At 58.8% G+C, this 16,089-nt stretch carries 12 protein-coding genes and 1 tRNA gene; 6 read left to right on the top strand and 7 right to left on the bottom strand.

The genetic code is table 11. The features are described 5' to 3' along the window. The first annotated feature begins 50 nt into the window (after positions 1-50). The 3 genes from BKA12_RS01580 (at position 51) to BKA12_RS01570 (ending at position 2,175) form a co-directional block, all read left to right on the top strand. Entirely contained in the window at positions 51-1,025 is a 975-nt protein-coding gene (locus BKA12_RS01580; RefSeq protein ID WP_183640172.1) for a J domain-containing protein, read from the top strand. A 9-nt stretch (positions 1,026-1,034) separates the two neighbouring features. Further along, positions 1,035-1,499 (top strand): TrmH family RNA methyltransferase, encoded by a 465-nt coding sequence (locus BKA12_RS01575; protein ID WP_183640170.1) that lies wholly within the window; start codon positions 1,035-1,037, stop codon positions 1,497-1,499. Between the two features lie 91 nt (positions 1,500-1,590). Then, positions 1,591-2,175, top strand: coding sequence for an anti-sigma factor (locus tag BKA12_RS01570; RefSeq protein ID WP_183640168.1), 585 nt, complete (start codon positions 1,591-1,593; stop codon positions 2,173-2,175). Between the two features lie 57 nt (positions 2,176-2,232). Here BKA12_RS01570 and BKA12_RS01565 read toward each other — a convergent pair whose 3' ends face one another. From BKA12_RS01565 to BKA12_RS01550, 4 genes are all read right to left on the bottom strand, one after another. Beyond that, a complete protein-coding gene (locus BKA12_RS01565) occupies positions 2,233-3,015 on the bottom strand; it encodes a PIG-L deacetylase family protein (RefSeq protein WP_338087390.1) in 783 nt (260 codons plus the stop codon). After that, positions 3,015-3,965 (bottom strand): electron transfer flavoprotein subunit alpha/FixB family protein, encoded by a 951-nt coding sequence (locus BKA12_RS01560; RefSeq protein WP_183640167.1) that lies wholly within the window; start codon positions 3,963-3,965, stop codon positions 3,015-3,017. Before BKA12_RS01560 ends, BKA12_RS01565 begins: the two co-directional genes overlap by 1 nt. Before the next feature lie 14 nt (positions 3,966-3,979). Next, the gene (locus tag BKA12_RS01555; RefSeq protein ID WP_183644383.1) at positions 3,980-4,762 is read right to left on the bottom strand and encodes an electron transfer flavoprotein subunit beta/FixA family protein; all 783 of its coding nucleotides are present in this window, start codon (positions 4,760-4,762) and stop codon (positions 3,980-3,982) included. 134 nt (positions 4,763-4,896) lie between these two features. Further along, on the bottom strand, positions 4,897-6,651 hold the full coding sequence (locus BKA12_RS01550) for a S1C family serine protease (RefSeq protein ID WP_183640165.1): 1,755 nt from the start codon (positions 6,649-6,651) through the stop codon (positions 4,897-4,899). A 242-nt stretch (positions 6,652-6,893) separates the two neighbouring features. Here BKA12_RS01550 and BKA12_RS01545 point away from each other — a divergent pair, with 242 nt between their 5' ends. The 3 genes from BKA12_RS01545 (at position 6,894) to BKA12_RS01535 (ending at position 11,259) form a co-directional block, all read left to right on the top strand. Continuing rightward, on the top strand, positions 6,894-8,996 hold the full coding sequence (locus BKA12_RS01545) for a TPM domain-containing protein (RefSeq protein WP_183640164.1): 2,103 nt from the start codon (positions 6,894-6,896) through the stop codon (positions 8,994-8,996). An 84-nt stretch (positions 8,997-9,080) separates the two neighbouring features. Continuing rightward, positions 9,081-9,890: a PspA/IM30 family protein gene (locus BKA12_RS01540; RefSeq protein ID WP_183640162.1), complete on the top strand. Its 810-nt coding sequence runs from the start codon at positions 9,081-9,083 to the stop codon at positions 9,888-9,890. Between the two features lie 190 nt (positions 9,891-10,080). Beyond that, the gene (locus tag BKA12_RS01535; RefSeq protein ID WP_183639794.1) at positions 10,081-11,259 is read left to right on the top strand and encodes an IS1249 family transposase; all 1,179 of its coding nucleotides are present in this window, start codon (positions 10,081-10,083) and stop codon (positions 11,257-11,259) included. Between the two features lie 122 nt (positions 11,260-11,381). Here BKA12_RS01535 and BKA12_RS01530 read toward each other — a convergent pair. The 3 genes from BKA12_RS01530 to BKA12_RS01520 form a co-directional block, all read right to left on the bottom strand. Next, positions 11,382-11,455, bottom strand: a tRNA-Met gene (locus BKA12_RS01530). 180 nt (positions 11,456-11,635) lie between these two features. Beyond that, positions 11,636-14,614 carry a UPF0182 family membrane protein gene (locus BKA12_RS01525; RefSeq protein WP_183644380.1) on the bottom strand — a complete coding sequence of 993 codons (2,979 nt, stop codon included), beginning with the start codon at positions 14,612-14,614 and terminating at the stop codon, positions 11,636-11,638. A 310-nt stretch (positions 14,615-14,924) separates the two neighbouring features. Then, positions 14,925-16,052: a YlbL family protein gene (locus BKA12_RS01520; RefSeq protein WP_183640160.1), complete on the bottom strand. Its 1,128-nt coding sequence runs from the start codon at positions 16,050-16,052 to the stop codon at positions 14,925-14,927. Between the last annotated feature and the right edge of the window lie 37 nt (positions 16,053-16,089).

The following is a 16,089-nucleotide window of genomic DNA, read 5'->3' as shown; positions in this document are numbered from 1 at the left end:
TCGCGCCGCGAGAAGACGCCTCGTGACTTGGACTTTAAGGAGGCCGATCGATGAGTGAAGCCCTCAGCCACTATCGCGTTCTGGGTGTGTCCGTGACGGCTTCGGACTCCGAAATCAAGAGCGCCTATCGCCGCAAGGTCCGCGAGACCCACCCTGATCTCGGCGGAAACTCAGCCGAATTTGATCAAGTCCGCCGCGCTTTCGAGGTACTTTCTGATTCTTCCGCGCGCGCCAGCTATGACCGCAGCTTCGGATCCACGCGGCCTGCGGGACAGCCTCGTACTTCTTCCCCGTACGACGCCGCGGGCTCGGCTAACGCTTCCTCGAACGGTTCCACGCGGTTTTGGCAGACGGACGGTAGCGGCTCCACTGGCTCTGGACACGGCAAAGCCCGCGCGAGCGATCCGGCTATTTTCGTGCCGCCCTTTGTGGACGGCCAGTATTCGGAGCTGACGAAGGCCCAAGCGATGCAGCGCGTCTACGGGGTACCTCGCAAGCGCGGTCTGTTCTCACAGCGGCAGCGGCTTGAACGCGAAGCGCGGGTCATCAAGATGCTCATGAGCAATATCTTGGAAGGCTTCCCCTCGGCGCGACTCGTGAACGGGCTGCACACTCCTCACGGTCGTGGCTACATTGATCACGCTGTCTTGGCGGGATACCGCTTGGCGCTCATCGACTCCATGATGTTGCCAGAGGGCGTCTATCAATGGGACGGGCAGACGCTGCGTCGCGACGGACGCGTGATTGAGCCGCCGAGATTGATTGACTCGGTGCGTCTCATGCAGTCAGTCTTTCCCGAACTCAACGTGATGGGCTTCGCGATCGTGTTGACGCCCAACAATTCCCCGTTCGAGCCGGTGATCGACGAAGTGCGGCGCGGTAATTCTGAGTTCACGTCGCCGCTTGAAGTCACGAACTCTGCGAACGCCATCCGCGAACTCAAGATGTTCTTGGGTTCCGGACCTCAGCCCAATGTGGTGGATGTGGGACTGTATGCACGATTGATTCGCGCGATGCATGACTAAGATGACTGGGTGTTTCGTATTCTCTTCGTCAACCCAGAAATTCCCGGCAACACAGGCAACGCCATTCGTTTGGCAGCCGTGACAGGTGCCGAGCTACACCTCGTTGAGCCAGTGGGCTTCGACTTTGAGGACAGCAAGTTGCGCCGTGCCGGTCTGGATTACCACGACCTCGCCGTCATGACCGTGCACCCAAACTTTGATGCGGCTCTGGAGGCACTGGGAGAAGGTCGACTTTTCGCGTTCTCTTCTCGAGGCGACGTGCGGTATTCGGACATCGAGTACAAGCCGAGCGACATCTTGATGTTCGGCAAGGAGTCCACGGGACTGGATGAAGAGCACCTCATGGATCCACGCGTCACGTCTCGCGTGAACATCCCCATGCTTCCAGGACGGCGCTCGCTGAACCTCGCGAATTGTGCGTCACTTGTGGTCTACGAAGCGTGGCGGCAGGCAGGGTTCACGGCCGCGGGGTAGGCTGAACCCGTTAGTTGCCTCTCAACCCAGCGCCGTTCCCAGCGTGCATCTAAAGACGTCCGTTCGCCGGAATTTCGCCAAGGATTTTCACATGAGTTTCGATTCTTCCTCTTCTTCCAACCTTCCTAAAGGTCGGAGCCTAGATGACTTCCATCAGGGGGAAGAAGAGACGGACAATTCGCAAGATGACTTCGGTTTGGACCTTGTAGACGAGCTCAGCGAACACCCTGATCAGCCCGCCGTGCGTCCCGTCAAAAAGTGGATGCTCGTTGCTGGCATGTTGGCGATCCTCATTGTGGGCGCCCTTGTGCTGTTCTCCGTCACGGCTCCCAAGGACAACTCGAGCGCAATCGTCAACGCGAACGACGCGCAAAAGTCCAACCAGACCGTCACCAACGGCGGCAACGTCAACGTGGTGATCTCGCAGTCTAAGGACGGCATCGCTGTTCAGGCGACGGACTTGCCGCCAGCTCCTGAAGGTTTTGATTACCAGTGGTCTGCGTCCAACAAGGACGGCTCCATTCGACGCCTCGCAGCGCTCAAGGATGACAAGACAGATCAGTGGGTTGGCGTATTTAGCCTCTCCACCCTTGATGATCTCTCGCTCTCGCTTGAGACCGACGGCGGACTCGACGTTCCCGAAGGCGAGCCACTCGTGGTGGTCGACGCCCCATAAGGCGCCTCCCACCACCGAAATAGCATCAGCAACAGACAGACGAACTAGAGAGCCAACTTAGAAGCCGGCGATCGTCTGATTTCCGTTGACCGTCACCGCATGGAATGACTCGCAAAGTGCGCCTTCGGGCTGCTTCCCGCGCTGAGCAACGGCGGCAAGCTTTTCCTCGACGTACTGCATCATGCGCTGCGGGTCCGGATGCTGACTCAAGTGTGCCAACAACGCTTCGCGCTTGAGGTCGAGCACGCTTGAGACATCCACGAAGTGGTTCTCTCGCTCTACTGGTCCACCGAAGAGCCACATCTCCCGCAAGCGGTACGCTTCGAGGCCTGCGGCTTGCAGTTCGGGGAACGCAAAAGGATTCTCGAGTGCCGGATAGATAGCCCGCACCACAGCCTCACCCACGGACAAGTGATCCGGGTGCTGGCTCTGAATGTTGGACCAGTTGCGTTCAGGATGGTGCGCTAGCACCAACTGCGGACGGACCTTACGCAATAGCGCAACGATCTTCTGCTGTAGCTCGAGGGTGGGCGCCACATAGCCGTCGCGCTCCCCCAAGAAATGAACATCCGCCACGCCAACACGAGCGGCAGCCGCGCGCTGCTCGCCCTGGCGCATCTGCTCGATGTCCGGACGATGGCTCTCATCGAACCCGCCGGCGTCGCCGTTGGTGACGATGCAATACTCGACGCGAATACCGGCTGCCGTCAGCAACGCTACGGTTCCTGCGGCCCCAAAATCGAGGTCGTCAGGGTGAGCGGCGAAAGCAACAACAGTCGTCAGTCCAAAATCATCACCGTCGGCGAAACGCGGCGCTAGCTGCACATCAAGATCGGCCACTAGGAGCGTTCCCGGAGTGCGGCAGCAGCCTGCGGCAAGACGTTCTTGAGGTCTCCCACAATGCCCAAATCGGCAATCTCAAAGATCGGCGAATCTGGGTCATCGTTGATGGCAACAATCACCTTTGAGGTCTGCATTCCGGCCTTGTGCTGAATGGCTCCCGAGATACCTGCAGCCACATACAGCTGTGGCGAGACAGTCTTACCGGTCTGTCCCACTTGAAGATCGTGGCCAATCCAGCCAGCGTCAACGGCAGCGCGCGATGCAGCCACGGCAGCACCGAGGGCGTCGGCCAGCTCTTCAACCTGGCTGAAGTCGCCATCCACACCGCGTCCACCGGAGACCACAATGCGCGCTGCGGTGAGATCTGGGCGGCCGCTCTCGGCCTTTTCGCGAACTTCTACGATGCGTGCACCGGGCTTGACGTCCTCGACAGGAATTTCCAGCAGGTCTGGATCCTCGGCCGTGGCAGGAGCCACGAATTCCACGCTATTGCCCTTGAGAGTCACGATCAGCGGACCCTCCGTGACGTGTGCCTGCGTGGTGTACGCGCCGGCAAGAACGGACTTCGTGACCGTGCCGTCGGCTGCAATATCAATAGCGTCGGTGATGACGCCGGCTTCGAGTTTCGCGCCGAGTCGGGCCGCAATTTCCTTACCGTTAACGGAATTAGGAAGTACGACGCCGCTGGCTTCCGTCTCGCTGAGCGCAATCGCTAGGAGTTCGGTTTCGAAAGAGAGGAAGTTCTGTTGAGCGGCTTCGTTTCCGCCTTCCGGAACGACGACGCCGGAGACGCCCGCTGCGCCAAGAGCCGCAACAACGTCCGGCGTTACCGCATGATTGGTGACTGCCACAGGATCACCCAAGCGCGCTGCGCCAGCGATGAGTTCCAACGCGGTGGCAGAAAGTGGAACTTCAACAGCTTCGAGATAAACCAATGAGAATGCCATGAGTGAGAAACCCCCTAGAGAACTTTCTGGGCCAGAATGAATTCAGCCAAGCGCAACCCGGCTTCGCCGTCGTCCGTAATAACGTTGCCGCCCACGCGAGCTGGACGCTCTGCGGACTCGACCACTACGGTCTTGGAACCAGCCGCGCCCACTTGCTCCGGAGTCAGGCCAAGATCAGCCAGGGTGAGGGTCTCGATGGACTTCCGCTTCGCAGCCATGATGCCCTTGAAGTTCGGGTAGCGCGGCTCGTTGGCCTGATCAGTCACGGAGAGAACCAGCGGGAAATCAGCTTCAAGCACATAGCTTGCGGCATCTGCATCGCGGGTAATGCGCACGGTGGATTCGTTGAGTTCGACGCTCGTCGCGAAGGACAACAACGGCAAGCCGAGGCGCTCGGCGAGTTGCGCAGGAACCAAAGAAGTTTCAGCGTCCGTGGAGGAAAGTCCCGTCACCACTGCGTCGAACGGGCCAGCCTTCTCGATGGCCGCGGCAAGAACGCGCGAGGTAGCCAAGGCGTCAGAACCCTGGATCGCGGAATCGGTGATGTGGATGCCTTCGTCGGCACCCATTTGGAGGGCCTTCTTGACCGCGTTCGCTGCCTGCTCCGGCCCAACGGTCAAAGCGACGACGGTGCTACCGCTCGCGCTGGATTCCTTCATCTGAAGGGCGGCTTCCACCGCGTATTCATCCAGCTCAGACAGAATGCTTTCGTCGCGAATCATACGGTGCGTTGCGGGGTCGATGTGCCGATCAAACTGTGCGTCCGGAACATACTTGACGAGCGCAAGAACGCGCACGGGATTGGGTGAACCCACGATTGCCTCTCGGTAGATGAAATGAAATTAGCTTCCCATCAATGCTAGTAGCCCCAGCAGAGCCCTAGCACCACAAAGCGGGCCCGGGGAATCCCCGAGCCCGCTCGAATCAGTTATTAGTTAGCTTCGGTGGTCTGCTCGAACGTCACCTTGACGGTCTGTTCTTGACCGTTGCGAGTGAATTTCACGTCGGCAGAATCGCCCTTGGCGTATTCGCGAACGGCGGCGGTCAGCGACTGGGAGTCACTCACCACGCGGTCCCCCACGCCAACGATCACGTCGCCAGTCTTGAGTCCTGCCTTTTCAGCAGCGGATCCGCTCGTGACTTCCTTGACCTCGGCTCCAACGCTGAACGAGTTGTTGCTCTCATTTACGTCAGAAGACTTGGCCTGGACGGATACGCCCATCAACGCGTGCGTAGCCGAGCCGTTGGCGATGATGTCATCAGCCACGCGCTTCGCGTAGTCAACAGGGATGGCGAAGCCCACGCCGATGCTGCCGGAGTCGCTGCTGGTTGAGGAGCTTCCGCTCGAGGACGCGATGGCGACGTTGATACCGATCAGGTTGCCATTCACGTCCACCAAGGCACCGCCGGAGTTGCCGTGGTTAATGGCGGCGTCCGTCTGGATCACGTTGAGGTAAATAGAACCCTGAGACTGCGTCTGCTGCTGTGGGACGCCAGGAATGTTGAAGTTGAACTGATCGCCGTTGCCGTTGTCCTGGCTATTACCGTTGTTGTCCTGCGAAGAGGAATCCGTGGTTTCGGGAACCGCCGAGGACTGCACGCTAATGGTGCGGTTGATCGTTGAGACGATGCCGTCCGTGACCGTTCCGCTCAATCCCAGCGGTGCGCCAATGGCCACCGCGGTATCGCCCACGTTCAGTTCGGACGACTTGCCAATCGAAATAGGCGTCAGGTCAGGCGCATCAATCTTGACGACGGCTAGGTCAGAAAGTGGATCCGTACCAACGACCTTGGCCTCGTAGACCTTTCCGTTGGAGAGCTGGACGCTAACCTGCGGGTCAGATACTTCGCCACCAAGTGTCACCACGTGGGTGTTGGTGAGGATGTGGCCTTCCTTGTCAAGGATGACGCCAGAACCAGAGCCGCCGGACGAACCACCCGCGACGTCAATCGTCACGACGCTCGGGCTTGCCTTCGCGGCTGCTGCACTCACTGCCGTGACATTTTCCGGGTTGTTGATCACGACGGCCTCGTTGCCACCCGTCGACGACACCTGCGATGCCGCGGGAGATAGCAAGGAATTGCCGGATAGAGCGTTAGCACCAACCACGGCGCCGCCACCTACGAGGCCACCCAACAGACCTGCCAGCACCATGCCGCCGACTAGCGACTTACCGGTGAAACGGCGGGCCTTCGAGTCCTTGGAGTCCACGAGTGGCTGCTCTTCACGGACGAACGCTGCATTCGAGTTATCCGGCTGCGTGCCATAAGGCTGCTGCGCTCCGTACTCTCCATACTTCGGACGATCATCCTGAGAGTAGTTCTGTCCGTACCGCGTCTGACCGTACTGAGTCTGCGCAGACTGCGGCTGACCGTACTGAGTCTGCGCAGACTGCGGCTGACCGTACTGAGTCTGCGCAGACTGCGGCTGACCGTACTGAGTCTGCGCAGACTGCGGCTGACCGTACTGAGGCTGTCCGTACTGCGAAGAGTTCGGAGCCTGAGTAGGAATCGGAGACGTCGGATTTCCGCTAGCGCTCTGTCCGGCGGTCGGGATCGATTCCGTGGCCTGCGAGCGATCAGCAGATAGGGACTGATCGTTAGAGGCAGAGCCTGCTCCTGGTGCGCGATTCGGCACTTCTGGGATGGGTGAACCGCTGGAATCTCGCGGCGTGGACTCGTTCATGTCCCGTTCCTTTCAAACCGTCAAACTGCTTTCAACTGAGTGCAACTTTGCCACCCCTGTCTGTGGCTCTCACATGCGAGTCCTGAGTGTTTTCTGAGTGTTACATGGGGGTGCTCTGTAGTTCGCTCTGGGCGCATGCGTTGCGGTGGACTCAGGAGTTTTTCAAAACATAGACTCTAATCAGACGAGCTTGCAGACTGTAGTCGAGAAGCTTGTGTCTTCAGCACAACGAAGGGTTCCACATGCGTTTGAAAGCCTCCCGTGCCGCAGGAGTTGCCGGTGTCTTGTTCATCGCCGGCGCCATCACCGCGCCCGCTGCGTTTGCAGAACCTCCGGTGACGATTCCTCCTGGCAAGTATGTTGTGGACGCCGCTGACGTGTTGAGCTCTTCCGAAGAGGCAGAGGTCAGCTCAGCCATCAAGAAGATGCAGGACGAAACCGGACAGAACCTCTTTGTGGTCTATGTCGACGAGTTCACGTCCCCCTCCGATGCCAAGGGCTGGGTTGAAGAACTCGCCACGAAGAAGAGCATGGGAACCTCGGACTCCGTCCTGGCTGTCGCCGTGACGTCGCGAGTTGCGCGTCTTGTTTCCAACTCCTCTTCAACGTTCTCGGCCTATGACCAGTCCGTGTACCGCGACAACGTGCAGCCAAGACTACGCACTTTGGATTGGTCCGGCGCAGCCGTTGCCGCGACCGAGGGATACATCGATGCGGACAAGAGCGGTGGTACCTCCACTGGTTCCGGTACCACGGGTTCTTCAGGCTCCTCGTCTAGCAACTCTTCTAGTGGCGGCTCAATGCTGCCGTGGCTGATCGGCGCCGGTGGCGTTGGAGTGATTGCCGCCGTGATGTTCTCTCGCCGCAAGAAGCTTCCAAACGCTCAAAATCAGCAAGGTCCAATGGCTGGGCAGGATGGACAGCCCGTTGATCCGCTCGCTGCAATGTCTGTTGAAGAACTTCGGACCAAGGCAGGCAGCCTGCTCATTGCAGCTGACGATGCCATCCGTTCGAGCGAACAAGAGCTTGGATTTGCCGAAGCTTCCTACGGCAAGGATTCCGTCAAGGTCTTCGCCGAGGACATCGCCACGGCCAAGCAGCACATGAACGAGTCCTTCAAGCTGCAACAGCAACTCGATGACCACATCCCGGACACCGAGGAACAGCAGCGCACCTGGCTTGGCGACATCATTCGTCGTTGCGAAGCCGTCAACGCTTCCCTCGAAGAGCACCGCACGGACTTTGAAGCGCTCCGGAGACTTGAGGATAAGGCTCCGGAAGCCATCGCGGCGCTGAAGGCCGAGGCGCCGTCGTACCGGCAGCGTCTCACCACCGCGGAAGCATCGCTGTCCGCTCTTGCGGCGAAGTATGCGCCGTCTGCACTGGTTCAAGTAACGGACAACGTCACGCAAGCGAAGGAACGCTTGGACTTCGTGGAGAATGCCGCTGAAACGGCTGAACGCAAGATCGCAGAAGGATCGCAAAGCGAAGCAGCTCTGGCCGTCCGTGCTGGAGAAGAAGCTCTTCACCAGACAGGCGTTTTGTTGGATGCCATCGAGCACACTGGCAGTGACCTGGATAAGGCACAGCAAGATGTTGAGGCAGCCATTTCGTCCACCGCGCAGGATTTGGCGCAGGCTAAGGCTCTCGTGAATAACGGGCAGAGCCCTGAGCTTGCTGGCCCCGTGGCACGCGTTGAGCAAGCCCTGCAGCAAGTGAAGGCACAGTACGCCTCGGGCAAGACTGATCCTGTCGGCATACTCGACACCATCGAAAAGGCTCATGCCGAACTCGATGGACCGCTGACCTCAATCCGCAACCAGCAAGAGCAGGCGTCCCGTGCGGCGTCGCAATTGCAGACCGCGATTCGTCAAGCGCAATCAAAGATTTCCGGAACGGAAGACTTCGTCAAGGCACGCCGCGGGGCTGTGGGCTCTAGCGCACGTACTCGTCTTGCGGAAGCGAAGCGAAACCTCGACGAAGCCGTTCGGCTCTCCAGCGTGGACCCTGTTCAAGCCTTGACGTACGCCCAGCAGGCGTCCTTCTTGGCAGACGAGGCTGCACGCGATGCAGAAAGCGACGTGGACCATTTTGACGGCGGCGGCTATGGTGGCGGTCGTCGAGGTGGCTACGGCGGACCATTTGGAAACAATGGTCTAGGTGGCGCCATTTTGGGCGGCATCCTCATTGACTCAATTCTCCGTGGCGGCACCGGTGGAGGACATTCCTCCGGTGGCGACTCCTTTGGCGGTGGCGGCTTTGGCGGCTTCGGCGGAGGCGGGGGCTTCGGCGGTTTCGGCGGAGGCGGAGGATTCGGCGGCGATGGTGGAGGCGGAAGCTTCTAGCCGGGGCCACACCCCCAAGACGGCCACACCGCACCGCGGGCTCGGCCAGCATTCATCCAAGGAAACCCACTGAAAGGTGACACCGTGGTAAAGCAGTCAATTTTTGGACGTATCACGCAACTCGCGCGAGCAAACATCAACGCCATCCTTGATCAGGCTGAGGATCCACAGAAGATGCTGGATCAGATGGTTCGCGACTACACGAACAACATCGCCGAAGCTGAGACCGCAGTGGCTCAGACCATCGGTAACTTGCGCATGTCCCAGGAGGACTACCGCGAGGACATCGACGCTGCCAAGGAATGGGGCAACAAGGCTCTTGCCGCGTCGAAGAAGGCTGACGAATACCGTGCAGCCAACGACGCCGCAAACGCTGACAAGTTCGACAACCTTGCGAAGGTTGCCCTGCAGCGCCAGATGCAGTCGGAACGCGAAGCCAAGGCTGCAGAGCCAACCATCGCTTCTCAGGAAGAGATCGTTGCAAAGCTCAAGTCCGGCCTCGACGCCATGAAGAGTAAGCGCCAGGAACTCGTGTCCAAGCGCGACGAACTCGTGGCCCGCCAGAAGTCCGCTTCTGCTCAGTCACAGGTTCAGGACGCAATCAAGAGCATCGACATCCTGGACCCCTCCAGCGAAGTCAGCCGCTTCGAAGAGAAGATCCGTCGCGAAGAAGCACGAGTTCGCGGTGCGAGCGAACTTGCAGCTTCCAGCTTGGATGCTCAGTTCAACTCGTTGGAGGACCTTGGCGAGCAGACCGAAATTGAAGCTCGCCTTGCAGCTCTCAAGGGCGGCAGCAAGCCAGCACCTGCAGCCATTGAAGCTGACACTGACGACTCCCCAGTCGACTACAGCGTTGGCGCGGACGCAGCAACCAAGCAGAACACCTACGAATAAACCCGTGGGCGTTACGCGAGTAACAACTCCATAGCTTTACCCGACGGCGGGCTCGGAAAACACAACTCCGGGCCCGCCGTTTTCATGCAGAAAACGCGGGTTATAGGCACGAATGTGTGTACAGATTAGGCTTGCTTGCCTTGTGGGAGTAGGCGTGTAGGGTCCTGCTTATGCTTTGAAAGCATATGGGGTGCCTGTTGCTTCTCATCGGCCACGTTGTGGTGTATGTGATTGTGTTCTGGTCAAGAACGGTAAGACCTCGGCTGGTCGTGCTCGGTGGCGGTGCAAGTCGTGTGGTGCTTCGCAGGTTCGTTCACGATCTGATGTCACTCGTAAGAGCGAACTGACTCAGTTCTTGACATGGATCCTGGGTACTCAGTCGCAGGCAGCCATGGCAGGTTCAGCGCGTGGTTTCCGGAAGCGTATTCAGTGGTGCTGGCGCGTTGAGGTTCCACCGCCTGTGCCCACCGGCGTAGTGCATCATCAGCTCATGCTTGATGGCACCTATTTCAACGGGTGGTGCGTGCTGATCGCCTATAACGGCAAGTACGTGGTGGATTGGCAATGGTGCGATCGAGAGAAAAAGATCGCCTGGCAAGTCCTACTCGAGCGGATCCCGGCACCGGCGGTGGCGATCATTGATGGTGGTACCGGGCTACGTGCCGCGTTGAAGGAAACGTGGCCGGAGTCGAAAGTTCAACGCTGCTATTTTCATGTGTTCCAGAACATCCGTCGCGAGCTCACCTTCCAGCCACGGCTACCAGCCGGTAAAGAACTCGCAGCCCTGACGAGGGTCTTGATGAAGGTCAGCACCCAAGACGAAGCCATTGCGTGGTTGCGTGAATACGCCGCGTGGGAGGCGAAATGGGACGAGTTCCTCAAGCACCGAACCAAAGCGAAAACCGGTCAGGAACGCCCCTCAAGCGTCTCGAGAAACAGTCACTGGTGGTACACGCATCAACGCTTACGCCGAGCCCGGAACGTGTATCGACGCCTCATCCAAGAACACTGCTTATTCACGTGGTTAGACACTGACCTGCAACCAGACACCGGCGAGAAAATTCACCGGACCACATCCCCGTTAGAAGGCGGACCGAACAAAGCGATCAAAGAGCTCTTACGGCTGCATCGAGGACTCCCCGAAGAGCACGCCAGAACCGCTGTGGACTGGCTCCTCGAATCCCTCACCGAACACCCCAGACAACCCTGGAGCCTCGTGAAACCAGAACACCTCAACCCGGCCCAACGGACCAAAAACGCATCAATGGAAAGCGATGAATCGCAAGCCCCAGAAACCTACAGCAACCACTTCAGCTGGGAAGACGGAAACGGCATCCAAACCGGCTGGGCCGGCAGAAACCAACCATGACACGCCGAAACCTGTACACACATTTGTGCCTATAACCCGAAAACGCGGCAATCGTGCCTGAATGTGGGCAAAGCAAAAGGACCCCTGACTTCGTGTTTCCACTAGTCAGGAGTCCTTCTTCGTTGCGGGGATAGGATTTGAACCTATGACCTCCGGGTTATGAGCCCGGCGAGCTACCGAACTGCTCCACCCCGCGGCGACCTGTTCAACTATACAGGGATTCATAGGCCGATTCAAATCGGATAGGCCCTGTGAGGCTGGGATCACACTTCAGGCTGGCTGGAGGAACAACCACAGGAGACAACGAAGGGGCGTGGCGAACCAGTACTGCTACTGGTCTGCCACGCCCCTCGTCGTTGACTGTTGTCAGCCGGCCTTAGCCGTTGCTTGCCGGTGCAGCCGATTCGCTAGCCGGCGCTGACTCAGATGGTTGAGCTGCATCGCTTGGCGTTGCCGCAGCACCGGAGATTTCATCGTCAGCAGCAATAGCCTTCGACAAAGCAGCCTGAAGCTTCTTCTGCTCTTCGCCATACTTCGCGAAGTCCCCAGCCGCCAGTGCGGTCTGGCCCGCCTTGATAGCTGCGTCGGCTTCCGCAAGCGCCTGCTTGAGGCGAGTTGCGGCATCCGCTTCAGCTGGCGGCGTCGTAGTCCCGCCATCCCCCGGCGTACCGTCACCCTCGGTAGTAACTGCGCCCGAAGATCCCTGGAAGAGATCGTCAAGAGCCTCAGACAACGTGCCGGCGAAGCCAACACGGTCACCGAAGGAGACCAACACCTTCCGGAGCGTCGGGTAGGACGTCTGGCCCGTGGACTTCACGTAGACCGGCTGGACGTACAAGATACCGCCACCCACAGGAAGCGAGAGCAAGTTACCGTTCAACACGGTCGAAGCACCGGTACGGAGCAAGTTGAGCTCTCGAGACACCGTGGTGTTCGAGTCAAAGTTCTGCTGTGCTTGACCAGGGCCAGGCACCGAGGTGGAACGCGGCAATTCGAGCAAGCGCAGCTTTCCGTAGCCCGGGGCCTTCTCCCCCGCCTTACCGGTTCCTGCATCCGCCTCAGCAGACAAGAAGCCATACAGCACGTTGCGCTGGGCACCGCTCGCGGCCGACGCCGGGATGAAGGTCGACGTCAACGAGAACGTTTCTTCCTTCTGATCCGGCATGCGAAGCGACAAGTAGTACGGGGGCTGCTTGACGTTAGCGTTGGCAACCGTTGGGTCGTTCGGAACAGACCACGCATCGTTGGATTCGTAGAAGTCGATCGGGTTGGTGACGTGGTAATGGCTCAAGAGCTCACGCTGAACCTTGAACTGATCCTCCGGGTAGCGAACGTGATCCATGAGCTGGGCGCTCATTTCCGAGTACGGCTTGATGGAGGTCGGGAAGACCTTCTGCCAAGCCTTCAAGATCGGCTCATCAGGCTCCCAGGCATATAGGTCTACGGAACCGTCGTACGCATCAACCGTCGCCTTGACGGAGTTGCGCAAGTAGTTGACCTGGCCCGAGAGCGCTGCCGCCGTCTGCTGACCCGTCAAGGAGTCAGTAACTGCCGAGTCCAGTCGCTGCGACTGGGAGTACGGGTACTCATTGCTGGTGGTGTAAGCGTCAACGATCCACTTCACGCGGCCGTCGATGATCGCTGGGTAAGCGTTGGAATCCACCGTCAAGTACGGGGCGACCTTCTCGACGCGCTCACGAGGAGTGCGGTCGTAAAGAATCTGCGATTCAGAGTTCACATCGCCCGAGAGCAACAGGTCCGTAGAACCGAACTTGATCGAGTAGACCAAGCGGTTGAAGAAGTCTCCTACCTTAGGTCCACCGTCACCCTGGAAGGTAGTCTTTGCGTCTCCGGCGCCATCGGACTGGTCCTGCGGACGGTCCAATTCACGTGGTTCCCAGCCTTCGCTTGGCCCACCGACAACGGAGTAGCGTGGCGAAGATTCGCCGAAGTAAATGCGCGGTTCGTAGGTGCTGTCATCGCCCAAGACGCCAGTTGAAGGGATGCCTTCAAGCATGAAGTCTGGTCGTCCACCTTCGCCCACCTTGGCGCCGTACGCTGCTACCACACCGTAGCCGTGGGTGTAGGTCACGTGCTGGTTGATCCACGAATCATTCGGGTCAACGCTCACTTCGCGAACCGCGATCACCGTGTCCTGAACGTTTCCGTCAACTTCGTAGCGGTCCACGTTGAGGGTGCTTGCGAAGCTGTAGTACGGGCGGAACTGCTGCAGCTGCGAGAAGGCGTCAGAAACGAGGTTAGGGTCCAACAAACGAATGTTGGTGGTAGTTGCAGAGTCCTTCGCGAGCGCGTTCTGCTTCGTGTTCACTTCAGCGCGGTAGGGCTGCATCTGGACATCCTTCAGTCCGTAGGCATCGCGCGTCATGTTGATGTTGCGCTCGATGTACTCCTTTTCAAGAGTCTTTTCCGACGGACGAACGTTGTATTCCTGAACGATGTACGGGTACAAACCACCGGCCACAATCGCGGTGACCACCATCATGGCCGCGCCAACGGCTGGCAGCTTCCAGCGGCCCATCGCAGCGCCCACAATGAAGAGGATTGCCACGATGATGGCGGCGATCGCCAAGATGGTCTTTGTTGGAATGACCGCATGAACGTCCGTATACAGCGCACCAGCCACACGGCCAGTCTGGTTCGTGAGGGTCGCGTAGCGGTCCAAGAAGAACGTCACGCCCTGCAGGATGAGGAACAGCGCAGCGGCAATTCCAGCATGCACCTGGACGGCGCGAGAGAACTTGATGCCGCCGCGTTCTTCAACGCGGACTCCTCCGTAGAGGTAATGCGTGAGAATGCCAGCGATACCGGCAATCAGCACCACGGAGATGAGGTAACCCACGGCCAGCGAAAGCACAGGCAGGGTGTTGATGTAGAAGCTCAGGTCAAGCCCGAATTCCGGATCAGTCTTTCCGAATTCCACCTGGTTCAGAAAGAGCAACACTTCCTTCCACTGCGAAGCAAGCGCGGAGGCGGAGAAGATTCCGAGGGCAACCGGAACACCGATCATCATCAAGCGGCGAACTGGTTCCAGCTGCCGTTGGTAGCGGTACAAGCTATCCGTGGTGGTGTCCGGCGCGTAGACCGGGCGGTGCTTGTACGCGGAGTGGAGGCTGAACCACACGGGCACTGCCATGAGGATAAAGCCGACCACGAAGATCGCTGCTTTCGTCAGGATTTCAGTCCAGAAAACTTCTGCGAAGCCCAGCTGTGAATACCAGAGGATGTCCGTGTAAAAGTTTGCAAAGAAAACAAATGCCGCCACCAATAGGGCGACCACAATGATGGTAATCAGCAGTGGCGAGGGCTTGCCAGTTCCGACCCTCCCCTCGTGCATCGCAGGGCGGTCCGGCCGGCGGGGCCCGTCCGGGCCTCCGGGGGCTGGAAAATCAGGTCCAAAGCTCACAAGTTACCTCAACATGGTCGAAAATACGGCCACCCCCACCTGACTGTGGAAAGGGGATAACTCCATTCTGCCTTGTTGCGCGGTGGCGTGGGGCATTAAGTCTCAACGCAGTGGAAAATCGATACCAATTTGAAACCCTTGGTTTCACTTTAAGTACGACGCCGCCGCTCGGCTCACGCACTCCGGCTTAGTTGCCAGCACCCTGCGTTGTTGTTGTCGCTACCTTGCGGTTTTGGAGCGTTTAGGGAGCCGTGCACTGAGCGAGGCCGGAGGTATCGCCGCCCTTGGCGATGGTTTCTACCGCCGCAATGGACTCGGTCAAGGTTGCGACCTTGACGACTTGCAGGCCATCAGGAATGCGGCCCACCACGTCTTCGCAGTTTTCGGCAGGGGCCAAGAAATACTTTGCGCCCGCGTTTTTGGCACCTACGAGCTTCTGGGCAATTCCACCAATAGGACCCACGTGGCCACCGGCGTCGATAGTTCCCGTTCCGGCGATGTGCTGGCCGCCGGTCATGCTGCCGGGCGTGAGCTTGTCGTAGATACCCAACGCGAACATCATGCCGGCGCTGGGGCCGCCCACGTTATCGAGGATGAAGTTCACTTTGAAAGGGAAGGTGTAGCTGGTGCCCAAGTAAATGCCCATGACCCGACCATTCTCGGGAGACTCTTGGGTCTTGATGGTGACCCTGGTTTCCTTGCCATCGCGGCGCACGGTGAGCTCGCTGGGTTGATCGCCACGCTTCTGTAGCTCTTGACGGAACTGCTCAGTGCCGGTGATGGGAACGCTGTTGATGGCCAACAGAACATCGTTTTTCTTGACGGTGCTCTTGTTGAGATCGCTAGCAAATCCGCCCACCTTGATTTCCTGGTCAAAAGAAATCTTGAGCGCGGAGAGGGCAGCCGCAATCGAGTCCTGTTGAGAGTCCGTCATCTGAGTGGCGTTCTCTTCGTTGACCGCGTCCTGAGAAGTACCGCGTGGATACACGTAGTCCTCCGGCTGCACATCGGCCTGCGGGTTCAACCACGCATTGACGACCTCGGCCGTCGTTGCTGACCGGTCCGTTCCACCGGCGACATAGACGGTGGTCATGTCTAGGTTGCCGTCAGTGGGGTACGTTTCGTGGCCATCGATGGTGAAAAGGTCTTTTCCTTGGTACTGGCCAATCGTGTTGAGGGCTGGACCGGGAGACTCAATGACATATGGGGAAGGCAATACGAGTGCGACCGCGCCGATCATGGCTGGGATCCAGAGCAACCTCGAGCGGGTGCTTCGTGAAGGCTTTTGTTCCTGCAACGACGGAGTATCCGACGCACCAAATTCCGATTCCAGTAACGGATCAGGATGCTTTTTGTTCGCTCTTGGCAAGGTTTTCCTCCGATTGTGCCTCGTCTCTAGGGTACTG

Source organism: Neomicrococcus lactis (genome assembly GCF_014200305.1).
GTDB classification, from domain to species: Bacteria; Actinomycetota; Actinomycetes; order Actinomycetales; family Micrococcaceae; genus Neomicrococcus; species Neomicrococcus lactis.
The sequence above is the reverse complement of the archived record's forward strand: the minus strand, read 5'-3'. Positions and strand labels throughout refer to the sequence as shown.